Here is a 17,110-nt window from a genome sequence, read left to right as displayed (position 1 = left end):
AGCGAAGATAAAAATCTAGACCTATCGGCATCAAATACCAACACGGCGCCAGTTGCTCGATTGACTATGCAAAACCTAGGCAAACGTTATGGCAAGCGTTGGGTGGTCAAAGACGTTTCGTTTTCTGTTGAGCAAGGACAAGTTGTAGGACTGTTGGGGCCTAACGGTGCTGGTAAAACGACTAGCTTTTATATGGTTGTGGGACTGGTTAATATGGATAAAGGCCGTGTCACTTTAGGTAAAATGGACTTATCCAAGTATGCAATGCACGAGCGTGCGCGTGCAGGTATCGGCTATCTACCGCAAGAAGCATCAATCTTCCGTAAGTTGTCTATCGAAGATAATATTCTATCTATCTTACAGACTCGTACAGAATTAAGTAAGGCTGAACAGCAGCAAGAGCTTGAAAAGTTGATTGGCGAGTTCCATTTAGAACATGTACGCAAGTCTCAGGGTATGAGCGTGTCAGGCGGTGAGCGTCGTCGCTGTGAGATTGCGCGAGCATTGGCCGCTGATCCTAAGTTCATCTTGTTGGATGAGCCATTTGCAGGGGTAGATCCTATCTCTGTTGGCGATATTAAAGACGTTATTTTAACATTAAAAAAACGCGGTATAGGCGTTCTAATAACCGATCATAATGTTCGAGATACACTGGCAATTTGTGAAAAAGCTTATATCGTATCAGAAGGCGCTATCATTGCAGAAGGCACTTCAACTGAAGTGTTAGAAAACGACTTAGTAAAATCTGTTTATCTAGGCAAAGACTTTCAAGTATAAGTGAGAACATTAAATCCCTTATCTCATACTCTATTTTATATAGTGCGCTTAAAACAAAAATATGCCGTTAAAGTAGAGTTATACTTGTATGGATTTTCCTTACTTCCTATACGTTTTGCTTTCCAAACGCTGTGTAAAATTCATACCAACAATTTTGTACTCTCTAATTAACTAATAGAGCTGGCTGAAACTACTCTTTATAGAACTTGTAAGCCAGCTACTACTTGTATCTACAATTAACATCATCCTCTTTAAAGTACAGCTTACAAAATAATGGCTGGCTATCATAACAAATACTTCTGAATCAACGCTTAAAAAGCGTGACAATACTTTCTTTATTATTCTCGATTGATATTCTGAATAAGGCTTATAAGCTATGGCAAAAAATAAAACCAGCTATGTCTGTCAGCATTGCGGCGCGCATTTTGGTAAATGGGCAGGTCAGTGTACAGATTGCGGGGAATGGAATAGCTTGGTTGAAGCCCCAAATGTCAGTATGCCACATCATAATAAGAGCACCGCGAAGCCTAATAGTGCTCGAGCTGCTGCTCATAGTAGCAGTAGTGCGCCAGCTGGTAATTACTCTGGTACTCATAGCGCTGTTATGCCACTTAACGCAGTAAGCGTCACACTTGACACACGCCTACCAACTGGTATCAGTGAGTTTGATCGCGTACTTGGCGGTGGACTAGTTGCAGGTTCTGTTGTATTAATCGGTGGTGATCCGGGTATTGGTAAGTCAACGATCTTGCTGCAAACGGCGACCAATATGGCACGGGCTGATTCATTGGCAGGTAGTGCATTATACGTGACGGGTGAAGAGTCACTGGCACAGGTGGCCATGCGAGCCAAACGCTTAGACCTGCCTGCTGACAGGTTACGTGTACTTGCCGAAACTAACGTAGAGACTATCTGTGCTGCATTGACGCAAGAGCAGCCAGCCATTGCGATTATTGATTCTATTCAGACGATTTATACGGATGCTATTAACTCTGCGCCAGGTGGTGTCAGTCAGATTAGAGAATCTGCTGCGATTTTGACGCGCTATGCTAAGCAAACAGGGACAGCGCTATTCTTAGTAGGGCATGTAACAAAAGAGGGTACACTGGCTGGTCCGCGAGTATTAGAGCATATGGTTGATACGGTGCTTTATTTTGAAGGCCAGTCTGACTCGCGTTTTCGTATGATTCGTGCGGTCAAGAATCGCTTTGGTGCGGTTAATGAACTGGGTATCTTTGGTATGACTGATATGGGGCTCAAAGAAGTTGCCAATCCATCAGCAATATTTTTGAGTCGTTATGACAAACCTGTTGCGGGCTCTGTGGTTATGGTCAGCCGTGAAGGTACAAGACCATTATTGGTAGAAGTACAGGCCTTGGTCGATGATTCACAAGGTTCGCCTAGAAGGATGGCGCTGGGTCTGGATTTCCAGCGTTTATCTATGTTATTAGCAGTGATGCATCGTCACGGTGGGATACACACTAGCGGGCAAGACGTCTATGTCAACGTTGTTGGTGGCGTAAAAGTTATAGAGACGGGGTCTGATTTAGCCGTATTGCTGGCTTGTGCATCAAGTATCAAAGAGAGGGCATTACCATCATCACTAGCCGTGTTTGGAGAGGTAGGTCTATCTGGTGAAATTCGTCCAGTACCCAATGGACAGGAACGTTTAAAAGAAGCGATGAAGCATGGGTTTAAGCATGCCATTATTCCAAAAGCCAATGCACCTGCTAAGGGAGCGCCTCAGTTTAAAGGTATCAACGTAATTGCGGTTGAGCGACTTGATGATGCTATCGAAAGCGCATTTGAATTATAGGGTATGTAGAAATCATAGTGCTTGGTTTTAAGTAATTAAGTCATTACTATCAGTTTGGAACAATAAATATAAATCATAAAAAACGCCTAACTAATTATTAGTTAGGCGTTTTTTGTTATATACGTTAGCAATGTTATCAGTATTTAAAATCGATACTTGAAACTATGGTCCTGCAACGCGCTCAATAGAAACGTTACCCACACCTTTACTTGTAATACCAAGTTTCTTGGCAGCGCCATAGGATAGATCTAACACGCGGTTACCATGGAATGGGCCGCGATCGTTCACTTTTACGACGACCGTTTTACCATTGGTTTTGTTAGTAACTTTGACATAGCAGTTTAGTGGCAATGAGCGATGCGCTGCAGTCAGAGCATTCATGTCAAAAGTTTCACCACTAGCAGTCTTGCGACCATGGAACTTACGACCATACCATGAAGCAAGACCAGTCTGCTTGAATTTGCTTACTGAGTTAGAGGCCACAGCTGTTAGACGCTCTAGTACATCTTCATCATTAGTAACTTGGGTCGTATCATTAGCCAGTAATGAGCTACTAAGGGCTAACGAAGTAGGCTGACGGGCTGATTTAACTAAACTTGATGCGCCATCGTGCTGACGACTCAGTTCACCAAGTACACGGTCGATGTGGGAGGCGTTATCTTGCGAAATCATAGCAAGTGTGGTCTTTGCTTCTGCAGCATTTGCATTGGTAGCGACTGCAGAGCCAGCAAACAACATTGCTGACATGGTGAGTAAACCAGATAAACGCTTATTCATAAATACCTCTATAACTTATACATCAAAACCTAACGCTAAATAATTTAGACTGAGCATAATATCAACCTATTATTTTCATGTCGGTTAATAGATGGCTCTTATAAATATTGATGTATGGTAATTTTTCATTTCATTCTCATCAGTGTTTAGCGAATATAATGGCTAGAGCGACTGACGATACGCTCAAATGATAGTTAGCGATAACTATTGAATACAGAGTCTAGAACAAAGACTGAGTGACAATATCACTATGTCGTATTTACATGATGTGCGATATACAAACTTCTTTAGAGTGCTACATTAATAGAAGGTTTAGAAGACATCGCGTATCGCTTTGTTATCAAACCGTTAATTAAGTAGTGTATTTGAAAGTCTGGAATCTACAAGATGTTAACTATACAGCTAAGCTACAACCTAAATATATTTAAATGCAATATTTGTTGGTAGCTATGTACATGTTATGTATCAGAGTATAGTTAAATGAGATTAACGCAATTTTTTGTAAAAAACAAGCAATAAAATCTTTCCGTATCTGTGGTTAATTGATCAATATCAGAAATTATGCTCGTTTATCATTAGAATAATAGCGAGTAGAATGACTCATTATTTCAGGTTTGTAACTATTGTTGTTACCTGCACGAACATATATCATTTTTTATGAAGTCGTAGGTAATCTAGCCAGATTTATGAGTATGAATAGACATAAGTAAGCCAAATCCTGCCATCAGAGTTACAATTGCCGTACCCCCATAACTAATGAATGGTAGTGGAACACCTACAACAGGTAAGATGCCGCCAACCATACCGACGTTGACAAATATATAAACAAAGAAAGACATGGCGATAGCACCAGCTAACAACCTGCAATAGACATCAGGATGGGTGAAAGCAATATATAGAGCACGTGATAGAAGGCAAAAGTAGATAAACATTAGTAGCATCACGCCGAGTAAACCAAACTCCTCGGAGAAAGCAGCAATGATAAAATCAGTATGGCCCTCTGGTAGAAAGTGTAGATGTGATTGAGTGCCTTCTAGGTAGCCTTTTCCAGTGAGACCACCAGATCCAATGGCTGTTTTCGACTGAATAATGTTCCATCCAGCACCTTGTACATCTGCTTCAGGATTGAGGAGTGTTAATACCCGCGTACGCTGATAGTCGTGGAGTAAAAAATTCCAAGCGAAAGCGATAAAAGGTACAGCTAAGATTACAGCGGCAGAGATTAAACGCCACGAGAGGCCTGCTAAGAAAAGTACAAATATACCACTGGCAGCGACCAGTAGTGACGTACCAAGATCAGGCTCTTTAGCAATTAATAGCACAGGTACAATAATCAAAGCTAATGTGATAGCAATGCTAGACGCTGACGGTGGCAGATCACGCTTAGACAAAAACCAAGCACACATCATTGGCATGCCAAGTTTCATAAATTCCGAAGGTTGTACACTACCAAAACCAGGTAAGTTAATCCAGCGCTGAGCACCCATACGCACTTCACCAATAATATCTACCAATACTAATAGTATGAGTCCTAGGACATAAAATATAGGCGTAAAAGTACGATAGAGACTGGGCGGTATTTGTGCCATGGTAAACATCACAGCAAATGCCACACCATAACTGACCATTTGGCGAATGACCATACCAATATCTTGGCTTGCAGCGCTATATAGTATCGTTAGACCAATACAACAAACTGTCAGTAGTAGTAAGGTTAACCATGGATCGATATGGATACGTTGCCATAGTGTCGGTGCATGACCTTGACCCAGATGATGGCTCTGACGTGAAAAACGATATTGCGGGCTAGAAGACATAGGCAGAGTTTGACTAACAATTGATGTAGGAAGGAAGTACTAACTAAATTTTTTCGTTATAAACATAGAGTGAGATAAGCTTAAAAGTACCATTTCTAATAAAAGTACGCGAGCAATCAACAGTCAGTTAATTGGCACACAAGTAATAAAGTCACTCAATTATAAAAGTTGTGAGGATAAGTGTTAATTATCAATATCGGACTTCAAATTAGAAGCGATAGTTTAGCCTGCTTGTCGAAAATTTGATAGTATCGATAAAACGTTTTTAGCGGTAGCTTCTTGTCATGATGAAATCAAAAACCTATGCGTATAGGCAAATTTTCCAGCCTGTTCTTACGTTCATACTTTGTGCTGGTAGTATAACTGCTCATGCCGTTATTATCAGTGATGATAGTGAACGCCGTATTCAAATACGTCAAAGTAGTAGTGCGAATACATCAAATAGCGATAGTATGCAGAACTTGATTGTACAAAAGCAGCGTGATTTTGAGATTGATGCTAGGTTATCTATTGAAGAAAACAAAAGTGTGAATATAGTGAAGCGCGGTGCCATCTATAGTACGTCAAACAACACCTACAATAATGCTTATAAAGATTCTACTAACATGGACTTTAACGCATGGCTAAATAGTAATAGCTATCGTGCTAGGCAAGTGGCAGAGTATGAACGCTATCTCAGTTCACGAGTAGGGTCACAGAATGTACCACCGCTATCTCAATTACTTACAACCGCTCGTAGCTGGAGTAAATGTGGGTATGAACCTTATCAGCTACCACCCCAAGAGTTATGGCCTAACATCGTACCGACATTGCATCTCTATAGTGAATTGAAAAATCAAGGCATTTTGCCGACCAGCAGTGAAATACGGTCGGTATATCGTAACCCAGGACTGAATGATTGTGCAGGTGGTGCTGATAGTAGTAAGCATATGAATGCGAGTGCTATAGATATTTGGGTGCCTGAGTACGAAGATAATTTATGGCGCTTGAATACCATGCAAGATGGCCTATGTCAGTTTTGGCAATATCAGGGAAAGTCTTACAATTTCGGCTTAGGATTATATGCGACAGGGGCTATTCATTTGGATACTGATGGCTACCGTAAATGGGGATTTAATCACGCTAGTAGCTCTTCTTCTTGTCGATATTAAGTAGATTGTTACTGATATAAATGTCGAATAAAGATAAACAAATCATAATAACGCTAGATATGTATATTCATTTTTATATATACTGCGACGGTATTTACTAAAAGCAATACTATTGCAATTGTTTAGTAGGATTTATAGGTTGTACGCATAAGTTCATCAAAAATTTGTTTGGTATTCGCAAGCCATGCTTTAATAATGTGTGCGATCAATTGTCTCCATGATCTACAAAAAACGACTGAATTTACCTTAAGCGACATTTATGAAAAATCAGTGCTCAACAACAGTAAGATACTATAAAGCAAAAGGTAGGCGTCAGAGTCTTTTGCAGCCGACCCATAACAAGTATGGCGTTTTACTTATTCCTGCACTCGTATCCATACTGATGGTCAGCGCATGTAGTACAGAGGTGTCCTCCGAAAGTAGTATGACAGTGACAGATAATTCTGCTAGAAACATACAAAGCTCTAAGGAGATAGAAGACAATATCAAGAACTCTTACGCACGTTTGGCATCTAAGCGTTCTGACGTTTGTCCAAAATTAATTCAAGAAGAAACAGGGAATCAGGTTATTGAGCGTATATCGGAGGTCATGGTAAATGACTATTGTGATTATTTTTTATATCCGCGAGAGGGGCAGCGTCTCAATGTCAAAGTAGATAACCGTCAAATAGAAGCGCTATTAGTTGTGCCAACGATACATAATTTTGCTAATGGTAAGTATCAAGTGACGTCTTATGATAAGCATGTCATCCGTCTAAGCTATAATGGGGCTACCTATAAGCCTGAGCATTTTGTCTATGATGTTACGCTAAAAATCTCTGATGCCAAGCATTCCTAATGCTAAATATTAAGAATGCTCCATTTTTTATTTTAGGGCCATAGTATTTCAAATATTAAAGTAAGTGTTATGAGTAGTATTCTCTACTACTCATAACATGCATATATTGTTAATAACTCTTATATCTAAAAATATCCTACTTCCTAGCAACTTATTTCTTACTGGTTTTCTTTGTCGCTTTCTTTTCTTCCCACGGATTTTCTTGTCCCACAGTGACAATCAAGAAATTATCAGGCTTTAGTGTATCTTGCATGGTTTGATTGACCTCTGAAAGTGTGACTTGATCGATGCGATTGGTATAGTCAGCTAAGTAATTATTCGGTAATTGGTAAAAATTCATCATTCCGAGTAAGCCATTGATGCCTGCATTGCTTGCAAATCCCATTGGGAAGCTGTTTTTTAAGTTATCAGTAGTCAAGCGCATCTCATCATTAGTGATACCCTCATCCAGTGTCTCGTTGATAACCTCTAAACTTGCATCAATTGCCGCACGCGCTTTGTCATTACGTGTCGAAAAACCAATCTGATAGGGGCCTCGAGAGAGCATGGAATTCATTGATCCCGAGATTCCATAAGTATAGCCAAGGTTTTGTCTCACTTCTGTCATTAGCCGTGCATTAAAATCACTACCTGCCATGACTTCGTTTCCAACCGCAAAGTTGGTTTGCTGCTGCTGTGCTATTGGGTCAGTTGCCCGCTTGCTACCCAATTGTCCCATGAGTACAGTGGTTTGAGTGCTTGGAAATGGAATATGAACGTGCTGCGCTTTAGTAAGCGGTTTCGGCTCAGGTAATTCGGCGGCAGCTTGGCCAGTAGGCAATTTAGCAGTGATATTTTCTGCCAGATTTTTTGCTTGCTCTAATGTCAGATTACCTGTCATAGCAATAGATGCGTTTGCCGCCACTAGATATTTGTTTTTGAAGTCTATAAGTTGCTGTTTCTGGATAGTAGGAACGCTTTCTAATGTGCCGACTGATGGATGCGCATAAGGGTGAGTACCGTACAAAGCATCGCTGAAAGCAATACTTGCTAGACTATTTGGATCTTGTTTTTGTTGCTGTAAACCAACGAGGAGTCGTGCTTTATTGCGTGCTAGCGTTTCCTCGTCAAACGTAGGCTCACTTACCATCTGTGTCATTAAATCAACGGCTGGCAGGAGATGCTGATCATCAGATAGGCTGCGTAGTGAAACGATAAACATGTCTTTATAGGCACTACTGCTTAGGTTGATACCCAAAGTTTCTACGGCACGTGTAAATGCATTTTCATCTAGACTTTCGGAGCCTTGTTCGAGCATCGTCGCTGTCATGTTAGCAATACCAAAGCCATCCTTTTTGATACTACCATCACGCGCGCTACCCGCATTAAAACGCAAATCAACATCGACGATTGGTAGGGTGGTCGTTTGTACAAACATAACAGGTACGCCAGACTTGGTCTTAAACTGTTGAATTGTTGGTACGGTGACTTTTAAAGGTTTGTCATCGTTTAAGCTGGTTAGCCTAGATAGAGCAGCAATTGACGCACTTGTATCGACTGTAGCAGGTGCGCGGTAATCTTCAGCAGCGGCTGTATCAGCCTGCGCGGTAGTAGCCAAGATGCTAAAAGCAAAAGCTACGCTGGTACTGAGGTAGGATCGCTTTTTAGATGAAAAGGTACTTCTTACAGAGGGTGAGGTAGTCTTAAAGGATTCTTGCTTCGCTTTAGAATCGTATTTATTCTGAATCATGAGTTTCTTCTTATTAATAATACGGTTTTGTGGCCATGTTTATGAGACGTTTGATGATACATAGCGTCTATTATTTAGTTGGTTTTTCATTGTCTTGAGGTGGCACGATATGCATCACCGTCAAGTTGTCTCTGACCAAGTATTTTTTACTGGCAGTTTGGATGTCGGCCACACTGATATCATCGAGCTTAGCTGGCAACTTAGCCAGCAACCTATCATCTAGACCGATAGACTGTAGCGAGCCAATCATACGTGCTTGTCCTTCCATACTGTCTTGCGCATAAATCAAACCAGTAACCGTATTGGTTTTAGCGCGACTGATTTCATCATTGGCAATAGGATCGGTTTTTAGTTTTTCTATTTCTGAGGTTATGGCTTGTTGTGCTTGCTCTAAGCTGACGCCTTCACGCGGTGTTGCTTGTATTAAAAACAGTCCATCGCCGCGGTCTAGTAAATCATAAGAAGTGCCAACAGAGGTCAGCAGACCCTGTTCACGTATCAAGCGACTCTCTAAGCGTGCAGATAATCCGCCATCGAGCACATCTTGAGCAAGTGAGAGGGCATAAGCTTGCTTTTCATTGCTTGCACCTGCCGTTGCAAGGCTCGGTACGTTGTAACCCATTAATAGAACGGGTACTTGTACAGCTTGCTCAGAGTCTATTTTTTGGTAACCACGAAAACCTTTTTGAGTGACAGAGGTGCGTTTGGGTAGGTTGCTTTTTTCTAGATCACCGAAGTAACGTTTGACTTGGGTGAGCACTTTCTGTGGTTGTACGTCACCGACGATGACTAACGTTGCATTATTGGGTGCATACCATGTCTTATACCAGTCTTTTAAGTCTGAAAGTTTAATCGATTCTAGCTCGTCCATAGGTCCAATGACAGACTCGCCTTTTGGACTGTCAGGTAGCGCTAACAGACGAAATGATTCATAGGCTTTGGCAAGCGGATTATCATCAGTACGTTGACGACGCTCTTCCATAACTACTTGATGTTCTTTGGCAAATTCATTGTCATCGAAAGTAAGGTTTTTCATGCGATCTGCTTCAAGCTCCAATGCCAGCGGCATACGGTTGGCAGGAAACAGCTCGTAATATCCAGTATAGTCATAGCTAGTAAAAGCGTTGTTGACGCCACCAAATTTAGCAATTAGCCGCTCATAATCATCGCTATCGACATTGGTAGTACCTTTAAACATCATGTGCTCGAGTAAGTGAGAGATACCACCTTTATCAACAGGCTCGTCTGCCGAGCCCACTCGGTACCAGATTTGTGTCATAGCGACTGGGGCTCGGTGGTCTTCTTTTATGACGACTTTTAGACCATTTTCTAATTGATATTCATGTCGGCTCGACATGTCCATTGTCAACTCGGATGGTTGAGTATCTTTGCTTTCATCTGACATATTTTGAGCCAAGCTATTTGTTGTGATTGAGCTTGTCGTGGTTGCGGAATTAGTAGGCATCGTGTTGGTTTGACACGCAGCAAGTGACGCTGCTACTGCTAAGGCACAAGCAATACGTAATGGCGCAGCCGGTAGAGGTAAAGACAATGGCATGATATGGTCTACTTATATAGAATGATGACTGAAGAATTAAATGATAATCATAATAATAGAAGGCATTACAAAGAGGTCTGAGCACCAACCATAACGCTCGCAGTCGGTCTAAACTCTTGCGTGGTGGTGCAACCTGTCACCAATATAGTCGTCGTTAGCAGAACAGCCACACTGATGCTACTGATTTTCTTATAGTGTTTAGAGAATAATGACATAAAGCGTTCCTAATAAATATTTATCAAATAAGTCTTGGTAGAGTAGGCGAAGTCTGATAAGTAGCGGGTCAGAATTTTGTGTCCAAACCTTAAGCAAAACTTTCTCAAATCATAGAGTGATTTCTTAAACAGATAAATTTTGACGATAGTCTAATAGGGTAAGGGCTGAGCATGACTTTAAATATGCTAAAATAAGTCAAAATTAGGTGTCATGTCGCTCGCAGCCAGATGGCAACATACAAATCCATTAACAATAAACAAATAATTGATAGTGATAACCTTTAGGGCAAGTTTATGAATAACCCAAACAATACTAACCGCGTAGTCATTAACCTTGATGCTGGTCACGACGACTTAGATGACGATGATATTACCTTACCCAGTCTACCGGTGCAATCTGTACCCATCGTCGATGATGCCGATGATATTGCCCCTAAACAGGACAGTACGTTAAGTCAAGACGTCCCGAATAATGATTCTGCAGATAATATTGCGTTGGCCACGCCAATTGTGATGACAGAAGAGCACAATGTTCCTAAAGGTGCTCCTGAAAGCTTTTTAAGCGCTGAAGAGACAAGTACTACAAGTCAGTCCAATACAGCATCAACCGTTCCTGCTATGCCGTTACAAGATCAATTGGGTGATACACCAAGTGTAGACCCAGTGTCTGATAGCGACACGCAGGCGGCTACTACCAAAGAGCCTGCTGCAGAAACACAAGAGCCTAAAGAAAGCAAGAAAAAAGGCAGCTGGTTCAACCGTATGAAAACGGGTCTCAGCAAGTCACGCAAAAACTTAGCCGAAGGTATGGTTAGTATTTTAATCGGTGGTAAAGAGATTGATGATGAGCTATTAGAAGAAGTTGAAGACCAACTATTGGTAGCTGATATCGGTGTCAACGCGACGAATCGTATTATCAAGAGCCTCACTGAGCAGACAGATCGTGGTGATCTGATTTACGCCCATTCACTATATAAAGCGTTGCAAAGCGAACTGGTTGATATCCTTACACCAAAAGTTGAGCCATTAGTGATTGATACCAGTAAAAAGCCATTCGTTATATTGGTAGTAGGTGTCAATGGTGTGGGTAAAACCACAACAATTGGTAAGCTTGCCAAGCGTCTGCAAGGTGAGGGAAAATCAGTCATGTTGGCAGCGGGTGATACGTTCCGCGCGGCAGCGACTGAGCAGCTACAGATTTGGGGCGAGCGCAATGATATTCCAGTTGTGGCGCAAGGTCATGGTTCTGACAGCGCTTCTGTCATTTTTGATGCGATGCAGTCAGCTAAAGCAAAAAATATTGATGTACTCATCGCTGATACGGCTGGTCGTCTACAAAATAAGACACATTTGATGGCAGAGCTAGAGAAAGTCGTACGTGTCATGCGTAAAGCGGATCCAAGTGCCCCGCATGAAGGTATGATTGTACTGGATGCTGGTACGGGTCAAAACGCTATCAATCAAGTCGAGCTGTTTAATAAAATTGTACCGCTGACAGGTATCACTATTACCAAACTAGATGGTACTGCTAAAGGTGGTGTGGTGTTTAATATTGCCGAAACGACAGATGTGCCTATTCGTTATATTGGTGTGGGTGAGTCGATTGATGACTTGCGTTCTTTTAGTCCGAAGCAGTTTGTTGCCGCCTTATTCGAGACCGAAGATAAAGAATAAAATAGCCAGTTTTAGTGAGTAAATTTTTTAAGATAATATGGAAATAGATGCTATGATAGTTACCACAGCAGCTTTTGGGTCACATCAATTAACGTTAATTGCTCATGCCGACGAGCATGGTCAGCCTATGCTTGTTGAAACCAACTGGCTGCTGGCAGGTAATTCATGGCATAGCTCAAAATCTGTGCCTAAACTTAAAAAGTACTATGGTATGACAGATAAAGACTTTACCTTTATAGATAAAAATAGCCTAAGCATGGATGAACCTGCTCAAGCCTTATTAATAGAAACGATTTTCCAGCTCAAAGACTATGCTGATGGTAAACGTAAGACATTGGATTTGCCTTTAGACTTTTCTATGGGTACTGAGTTCCAGCAAAGAGTATGGCAGGCATTGCAAGGTATTGAGTATGGTGAAACTATCAGCTATGCCACACTCGCGCAGCGTGTCAACAGTCCAAAGGGGTTTCGTGCGGTCGCACAGGCCAATGGCAAAAATCCTTTTAGCATTATTGTGCCTTGTCATCGAGTGATTGCTAGCGATGGTAAGCTTGGTGGTTATACAGGCGGGCTAGATAAAAAGGAATATTTACTAGCACTAGAAGGAAGTTGGACGTAAAGCTGAGTCCAAATCTATCTTAATAGAAAAGGGCCAAATACTTTTAGTGTCTGGCCCTTTTCAATGAACAATTAATAAGATTATGCTTCAAGCTGAGCCATGACGTCAGCAGAGAATTTTACGTTAGTATAAACTTCTTGCACATCATCAGCATCTTCTAACATATCAATCATCTTTATAATCTTTTCAGCATCATCAACATTGTCGATCTCAGCCGTGGTAGATGGTGACATGGTAACTTCGGCATTGTCAGAAACCAGACCGGCCGCATTTAGGGCATCTTGGACCTGACCAAAACTCTCCCATTCAGTAATAACGAGTAAGCTCTCGCCGTCATTTTCGATATCTATGGCGCCCGCATCTAATGCAACGAGCATCACTTCATCTTCTAAACTGATATCGTTAAAAGTGATCTCGCCACGTTTAGTGAATAGATATGCTACTGAGCCTGATGTACCAAGGTTTCCATCGTTTTTGGTAAAAGCGTGACGTACTTCGCTAACCGTACGGTTGAGGTTATCCGTCATGGTTTCGACCAATACAGCTACACCACCAACACCATAGCCTTCGTAACTGACTTCTTCCATATTCTCGTTATCACCGCCGCCTGTACCGCGGTCGACAGCTCGATTAATCGTGTCGCGCGTCATATTGGCTGATAGCGCTTTTTCGATAACGGCACGTAAGCGTGGGTTTTTGTCAGGATCGGGATCGCCTTGTTTGGCAGCTGAAACGATTTCACGAATAATTTTGGTAAATATCTTACCCCTTACTGCATCCTGACGGGCTTTACGGTGTTTAATATTTGCCCATTTTGAATGGCCTGCCATATAACATCCTTAAGTTCTACGTACTCTTTTTATGAATAAAAAGAGTGAACAATAACAACCTTCAATATGTGATTGCCTGATTTTATACTATCATTACTTTGTCTATATGAGGCAGCAGCGCTACTGGCACGTTAACGATTTGTATGTTGTTGAGAGTGCTTTTTTGCTACACTGTGGCAACCTATAGATTGTATTCACTGTGATAGGTGAGCGATATTATAAACCAGTTTTAGCTATTTTGACCAACTTGCCCTTATCCATCACATTTTAAGTCATTGCGTGCTACCAAACCATTGATTTTATAAAGTACTGATTCTATGAAGCAACCAACCGCCGAAGCTCTTACACACTTACGTAACCGTACGCATATCATTATCGAAGGCACAGATACCCGTTTGGGTAAACTCTTTGATATTGTATTGCTGATTGCAATTTTAACCAGTGTGGCCGTCGTCATGCTTGATAGTGTGCTATATATGCGTTTGCAGTATGGCACGTTGTTCTTTTATGCAGAATGGTTTTTTACCATCCTATTTACCATTGAGTATGTGCTAAGACTGTTTTCAGCACCCAACCGCTTACGTTATGCTTTTAGTTTCTTTGGGATAGTGGATTTGCTGTCTGTATTGCCAAGTTACTTGAGCCTAATGTTTGTGGGCGTGCAGTATCTACTCGTGATACGGGTATTACGTATTTTACGTGTATTCCGTGTTCTTAAGCTCAAAGCCTATATGCAACAGGCTGGGTTTTTGGCTTCCGCATTAAAAACCAGTCAGCAGAAAATCACGGTCTTCTTCCTATCGCTTGTCCTATTGGTAACCATCTTCGGTTCAATCATTTATGTGGTAGAAGGGCCAGAGAATGGATTTACCAGTATTCCATTGTCTATCTACTGGGCAGTTGTCACGATGACGACGGTTGGCTACGGTGATATGTCACCCAAAACACCGCTTGGACAAGCAATCGCAACCATGGTCATGATCACGGGTTATTCGATTATTGCTGTACCAACAGGTATCTTTACGTCAGAGCTAGCTCGTAATATGCGTCCGCAGTTGAACCCAGTGACTTGTCCAAACTGCGGCAAGTTTGGTCATGCGGTAGGGGCAGACTTTTGTGATCGCTGCGGACACGCACTACATATATAGATTCAATTGTGACAGCAAATGAATCTACTACGCATCGATGTACTCATCAACTAGAGGCGACAGATCGATCTCGACGTCTAGATTGACCAGATTCCAGTATTGTCCTGATACAGTACGATCTAGCATCATAGTGGTAGCGGAAGGTTGAAACTGACCGAAGTACTTTAAAGAAGTACGCATCTGAGCAATGGCCTCGTGATGTACTTGGCTACTACCAAAATCAAATGCACCTTCTTGATAGGGGCTAATAGATAAAGGCTTCATACCAATTGATAGCCACTGTTCATAAAATTCACCAGGGATGTTCTTGTCGTCTTCGCGGCGAATATCTAGGGCAATCAAATCTTGTTCGAGTGCAGTGACGTCACCTTTTAGCGCATGTTTGACAAAGCATTTGAATAGCTGCACTTCACTATCGCTATAACTACGGATACCGCCAAAATCATATGCCACGACACTGCCGTCATGACGGAAAGCGAAGTTACCTGGATGAGGGTCGCAGTGCATACGGTACAACCCAAATAATTGACCTGCGGTAAAGTGAAACAGACGTTCAGCGATTTTTTGTTTGACGTTATTGTCCCATGTCGCAGCGACAGTCAATGTCTCTCCCATCTCTTCAGTTAAAGTCAGAATCCTTTTAGAAGAATGACTGCTAATCACTTTAGGAATAATAAGGCCTTCATCTTCTGCATGAAAAGCACCAAACACGCGTAAATTATGAGCTTCTTTGACATAGTCTAGTTCGTCATGCAGACTTTGGCGAATCTCATTAAAAAGTTGCTCTTGTAACTGCTTACTCATATTGAGCACGCCAGCAATTTTTAATGCCATGCGTACTTGTTTGAGATCGCTATCACAGTTTTCGTCAACATCCGGATACTGAACTTTGACCACCACCTTTTGACCCGATGGTAACGTCGCTTTGTGCACTTGTCCAATCGATGCTGCGGCAAAAGGTGTCTCTTCAAACTCGCTGAATAATTCTAATATAGGCGCTTTTAGCTCGCGTTCAACTTGGGCACGTATCTGCGCATACGGCATTGGCGGTGCATCTTTCTGTAGCTTTTCGAGTGCTGATGCCACCTCAGGCGGGAACACATCCTTGTACTGTGAAGCAATCTGTCCGACCTTCATCACAGCGCCTTTCATCTCCCCCAACGTCTCGGCAATTTGAACGCCTACGTCTTGCATCAGATCTGAGCGAGCTTGCAGACGCTTTTCTTCGTCACTTGAGAGATGCTTAAATGAGTTTTTAGCGGCTTTGCCAGCAATACTTGCTGTCATACCAGCAAGTTTCATAAAGCGTTTTCCGGACGATTTTGCCATTCATGTCACCGTATAATGGGTTGTTTGCTCAGTCGTAATTCTATTATTTTAATTACAATATTACTGTTTGACTAATGTGTGAAGACGCGTGCAATTATTTGTAAAAGAGTAAACACCGTCACTTTATTTGTTTGTCTCGGCTGCATATATATTGCTCAACCAGTAATCAAGCGCCATTTGATAGCCTAATTGGCCCAAGCCGCAAATAACTCCAACCGCAACATCACTTAGATAGGAATGATGCCTAAAAGGCTCGCGTGCATGAACGTTTGATAAATGCACTTCTATAAATGGTTTTTGCGTGGCCAATAGTGCATCGCGTAGAGCTACTGAAGTATGCGTAAATGCAGCTGGGTTGATGATGATAGCATCGACTTGGTCAGATTTATCCGCCAATAATCCGTGATACTGAATGTCGTCTACTAGCTTACCTTCATGGTTAGACTGTATGCATATTAAATCTATACCATGGCGTGCGGCGCGCTCGATTAGTTGCTTTTCTATATCAGCAAGCGTCGTATGACCATAAATATGCGGTTCTCGTTTACCTAGTAAATTTAGATTTACCCCATTTACTAGTAGTAATTTATGAGTCAGTATTTTATTGAAGTTTTCGTTAGTCGATTGTTCAGCTGCTTTTATCGGAGTAGAGGCGGTCATAATGGTCTCGGTAACTATTGAGCGATGTTGATAGTTTATTATAATATATGAATAACTTAAGACGCGTGCAGCCAGACTAAGCTGGCTTTAGCGCATTTTGCTCTTTATCATAACAGCTTGCCAGCTGAGTTATAAAAGTTTGTCTAAAAAATTATTTAGATATTAAAAAGCA

Annotated in this window: 14 protein-coding genes and 1 pseudogene; 7 read left to right on the top strand and 8 right to left on the bottom strand. The window is 41.7% G+C overall.

The features are described from left to right. Positions 1 to 66 precede the first annotated feature (66 nt). Together lptB and radA are read left to right on the top strand one after the other, a co-directional pair. Positions 67 to 777: an LPS export ABC transporter ATP-binding protein gene (gene lptB / locus ACT3QQ_RS03955; protein ID WP_444527058.1), complete on the top strand. Its 711-nt coding sequence runs from the start codon at positions 67 to 69 to the stop codon at positions 775 to 777. Positions 778 to 1,153: 376 nt separating this feature from the next. Then, positions 1,154 to 2,593: a DNA repair protein RadA gene (gene radA, locus ACT3QQ_RS03950; protein ID WP_444520922.1), complete on the top strand. Its 1,440-nt coding sequence runs from the start codon at positions 1,154 to 1,156 to the stop codon at positions 2,591 to 2,593. 162 nt (positions 2,594 to 2,755) lie between these two features. Here radA and ACT3QQ_RS03945 read toward each other — a convergent pair. Both ACT3QQ_RS03945 and rodA read right to left on the bottom strand, forming a co-directional pair. Further along, positions 2,756 to 3,097: pseudogene (locus tag ACT3QQ_RS03945) on the bottom strand (septal ring lytic transglycosylase RlpA family protein); the annotation flags it as partial. 947 nt (positions 3,098 to 4,044) lie between these two features. Next, positions 4,045 to 5,187: a rod shape-determining protein RodA gene (gene rodA / locus ACT3QQ_RS03940; protein ID WP_444520923.1), complete on the bottom strand. Its 1,143-nt coding sequence runs from the start codon at positions 5,185 to 5,187 to the stop codon at positions 4,045 to 4,047. A 284-nt stretch (positions 5,188 to 5,471) separates the two neighbouring features. On the opposite strand from rodA, the gene ACT3QQ_RS03935 reads away from it, so the two are divergent. Continuing rightward, complete coding sequence (locus ACT3QQ_RS03935) at positions 5,472 to 6,338, top strand: D-Ala-D-Ala carboxypeptidase family metallohydrolase (protein WP_444527000.1); 867 nt, start codon at positions 5,472 to 5,474, stop codon at positions 6,336 to 6,338. Between the two features lie 322 nt (positions 6,339 to 6,660). Then, positions 6,661 to 7,176 carry a hypothetical protein gene (locus ACT3QQ_RS03930; RefSeq protein ID WP_444526999.1) on the top strand — a complete coding sequence of 172 codons (516 nt, stop codon included), beginning with the start codon at positions 6,661 to 6,663 and terminating at the stop codon, positions 7,174 to 7,176. Positions 7,177 to 7,327: 151 nt separating this feature from the next. Here the strand turns inward: ACT3QQ_RS03930 and ACT3QQ_RS03925 are convergent, their stop codons facing one another. The 3 genes from ACT3QQ_RS03925 to ACT3QQ_RS03915 form a co-directional block, all read right to left on the bottom strand. Continuing rightward, the gene (locus ACT3QQ_RS03925) at positions 7,328 to 8,905 is read right to left on the bottom strand and encodes a M16 family metallopeptidase (RefSeq protein WP_444526998.1); all 1,578 of its coding nucleotides are present in this window, start codon (positions 8,903 to 8,905) and stop codon (positions 7,328 to 7,330) included. A gap of 70 nt (positions 8,906 to 8,975) precedes the next feature. After that, a complete protein-coding gene (locus tag ACT3QQ_RS03920; RefSeq protein ID WP_444526997.1) occupies positions 8,976 to 10,463 on the bottom strand; it encodes a M16 family metallopeptidase in 1,488 nt (495 codons plus the stop codon). A 65-nt stretch (positions 10,464 to 10,528) separates the two neighbouring features. Beyond that, positions 10,529 to 10,678: a hypothetical protein gene (locus tag ACT3QQ_RS03915; RefSeq protein ID WP_156410696.1), complete on the bottom strand. Its 150-nt coding sequence runs from the start codon at positions 10,676 to 10,678 to the stop codon at positions 10,529 to 10,531. A gap of 294 nt (positions 10,679 to 10,972) precedes the next feature. On the opposite strand from ACT3QQ_RS03915, the gene ftsY reads away from it, so the two are divergent. Together ftsY and ACT3QQ_RS03905 are read left to right on the top strand one after the other, a co-directional pair. Then, positions 10,973 to 12,352, top strand: coding sequence for a signal recognition particle-docking protein FtsY (ftsY, locus tag ACT3QQ_RS03910; RefSeq protein ID WP_444526996.1), 1,380 nt, complete (start codon positions 10,973 to 10,975; stop codon positions 12,350 to 12,352). Between the two features lie 52 nt (positions 12,353 to 12,404). After that, positions 12,405 to 12,971, top strand: coding sequence for a methylated-DNA--[protein]-cysteine S-methyltransferase (locus tag ACT3QQ_RS03905; protein ID WP_444526995.1), 567 nt, complete (start codon positions 12,405 to 12,407; stop codon positions 12,969 to 12,971). A gap of 80 nt (positions 12,972 to 13,051) precedes the next feature. Here ACT3QQ_RS03905 and ACT3QQ_RS03900 read toward each other — a convergent pair whose 3' ends face one another. Continuing rightward, a complete protein-coding gene (locus ACT3QQ_RS03900) occupies positions 13,052 to 13,801 on the bottom strand; it encodes a YebC/PmpR family DNA-binding transcriptional regulator (RefSeq protein ID WP_444526994.1) in 750 nt (249 codons plus the stop codon). Positions 13,802 to 14,118: 317 nt separating this feature from the next. On the opposite strand from ACT3QQ_RS03900, the gene ACT3QQ_RS03895 reads away from it, so the two are divergent. Then, complete coding sequence (locus ACT3QQ_RS03895) at positions 14,119 to 14,949, top strand: ion transporter (protein WP_444526993.1); 831 nt, start codon at positions 14,119 to 14,121, stop codon at positions 14,947 to 14,949. Positions 14,950 to 14,976: 27 nt separating this feature from the next. Here ACT3QQ_RS03895 and ACT3QQ_RS03890 read toward each other — a convergent pair whose 3' ends face one another. Next, positions 14,977 to 16,278 carry an ABC1 kinase family protein gene (locus ACT3QQ_RS03890; RefSeq protein ID WP_444526992.1) on the bottom strand — a complete coding sequence of 434 codons (1,302 nt, stop codon included), beginning with the start codon at positions 16,276 to 16,278 and terminating at the stop codon, positions 14,977 to 14,979. 123 nt (positions 16,279 to 16,401) lie between these two features. Continuing rightward, positions 16,402 to 16,938, bottom strand: a complete 537-nt coding sequence (gene aroQ, locus ACT3QQ_RS03885; protein WP_444526991.1) for a type II 3-dehydroquinate dehydratase — start codon at positions 16,936 to 16,938, stop codon at positions 16,402 to 16,404. Between the last annotated feature and the right edge of the window lie 172 nt (positions 16,939 to 17,110).

The organism is Psychrobacter sp. AOP7-A1-24, from assembly GCF_052376235.1.
Taxonomy (GTDB): Bacteria; Pseudomonadota; Gammaproteobacteria; order Pseudomonadales; family Moraxellaceae; genus Psychrobacter.
The sequence above is the reverse complement of the archived record's forward strand: the minus strand, read 5'-3'. Positions and strand labels throughout refer to the sequence as shown.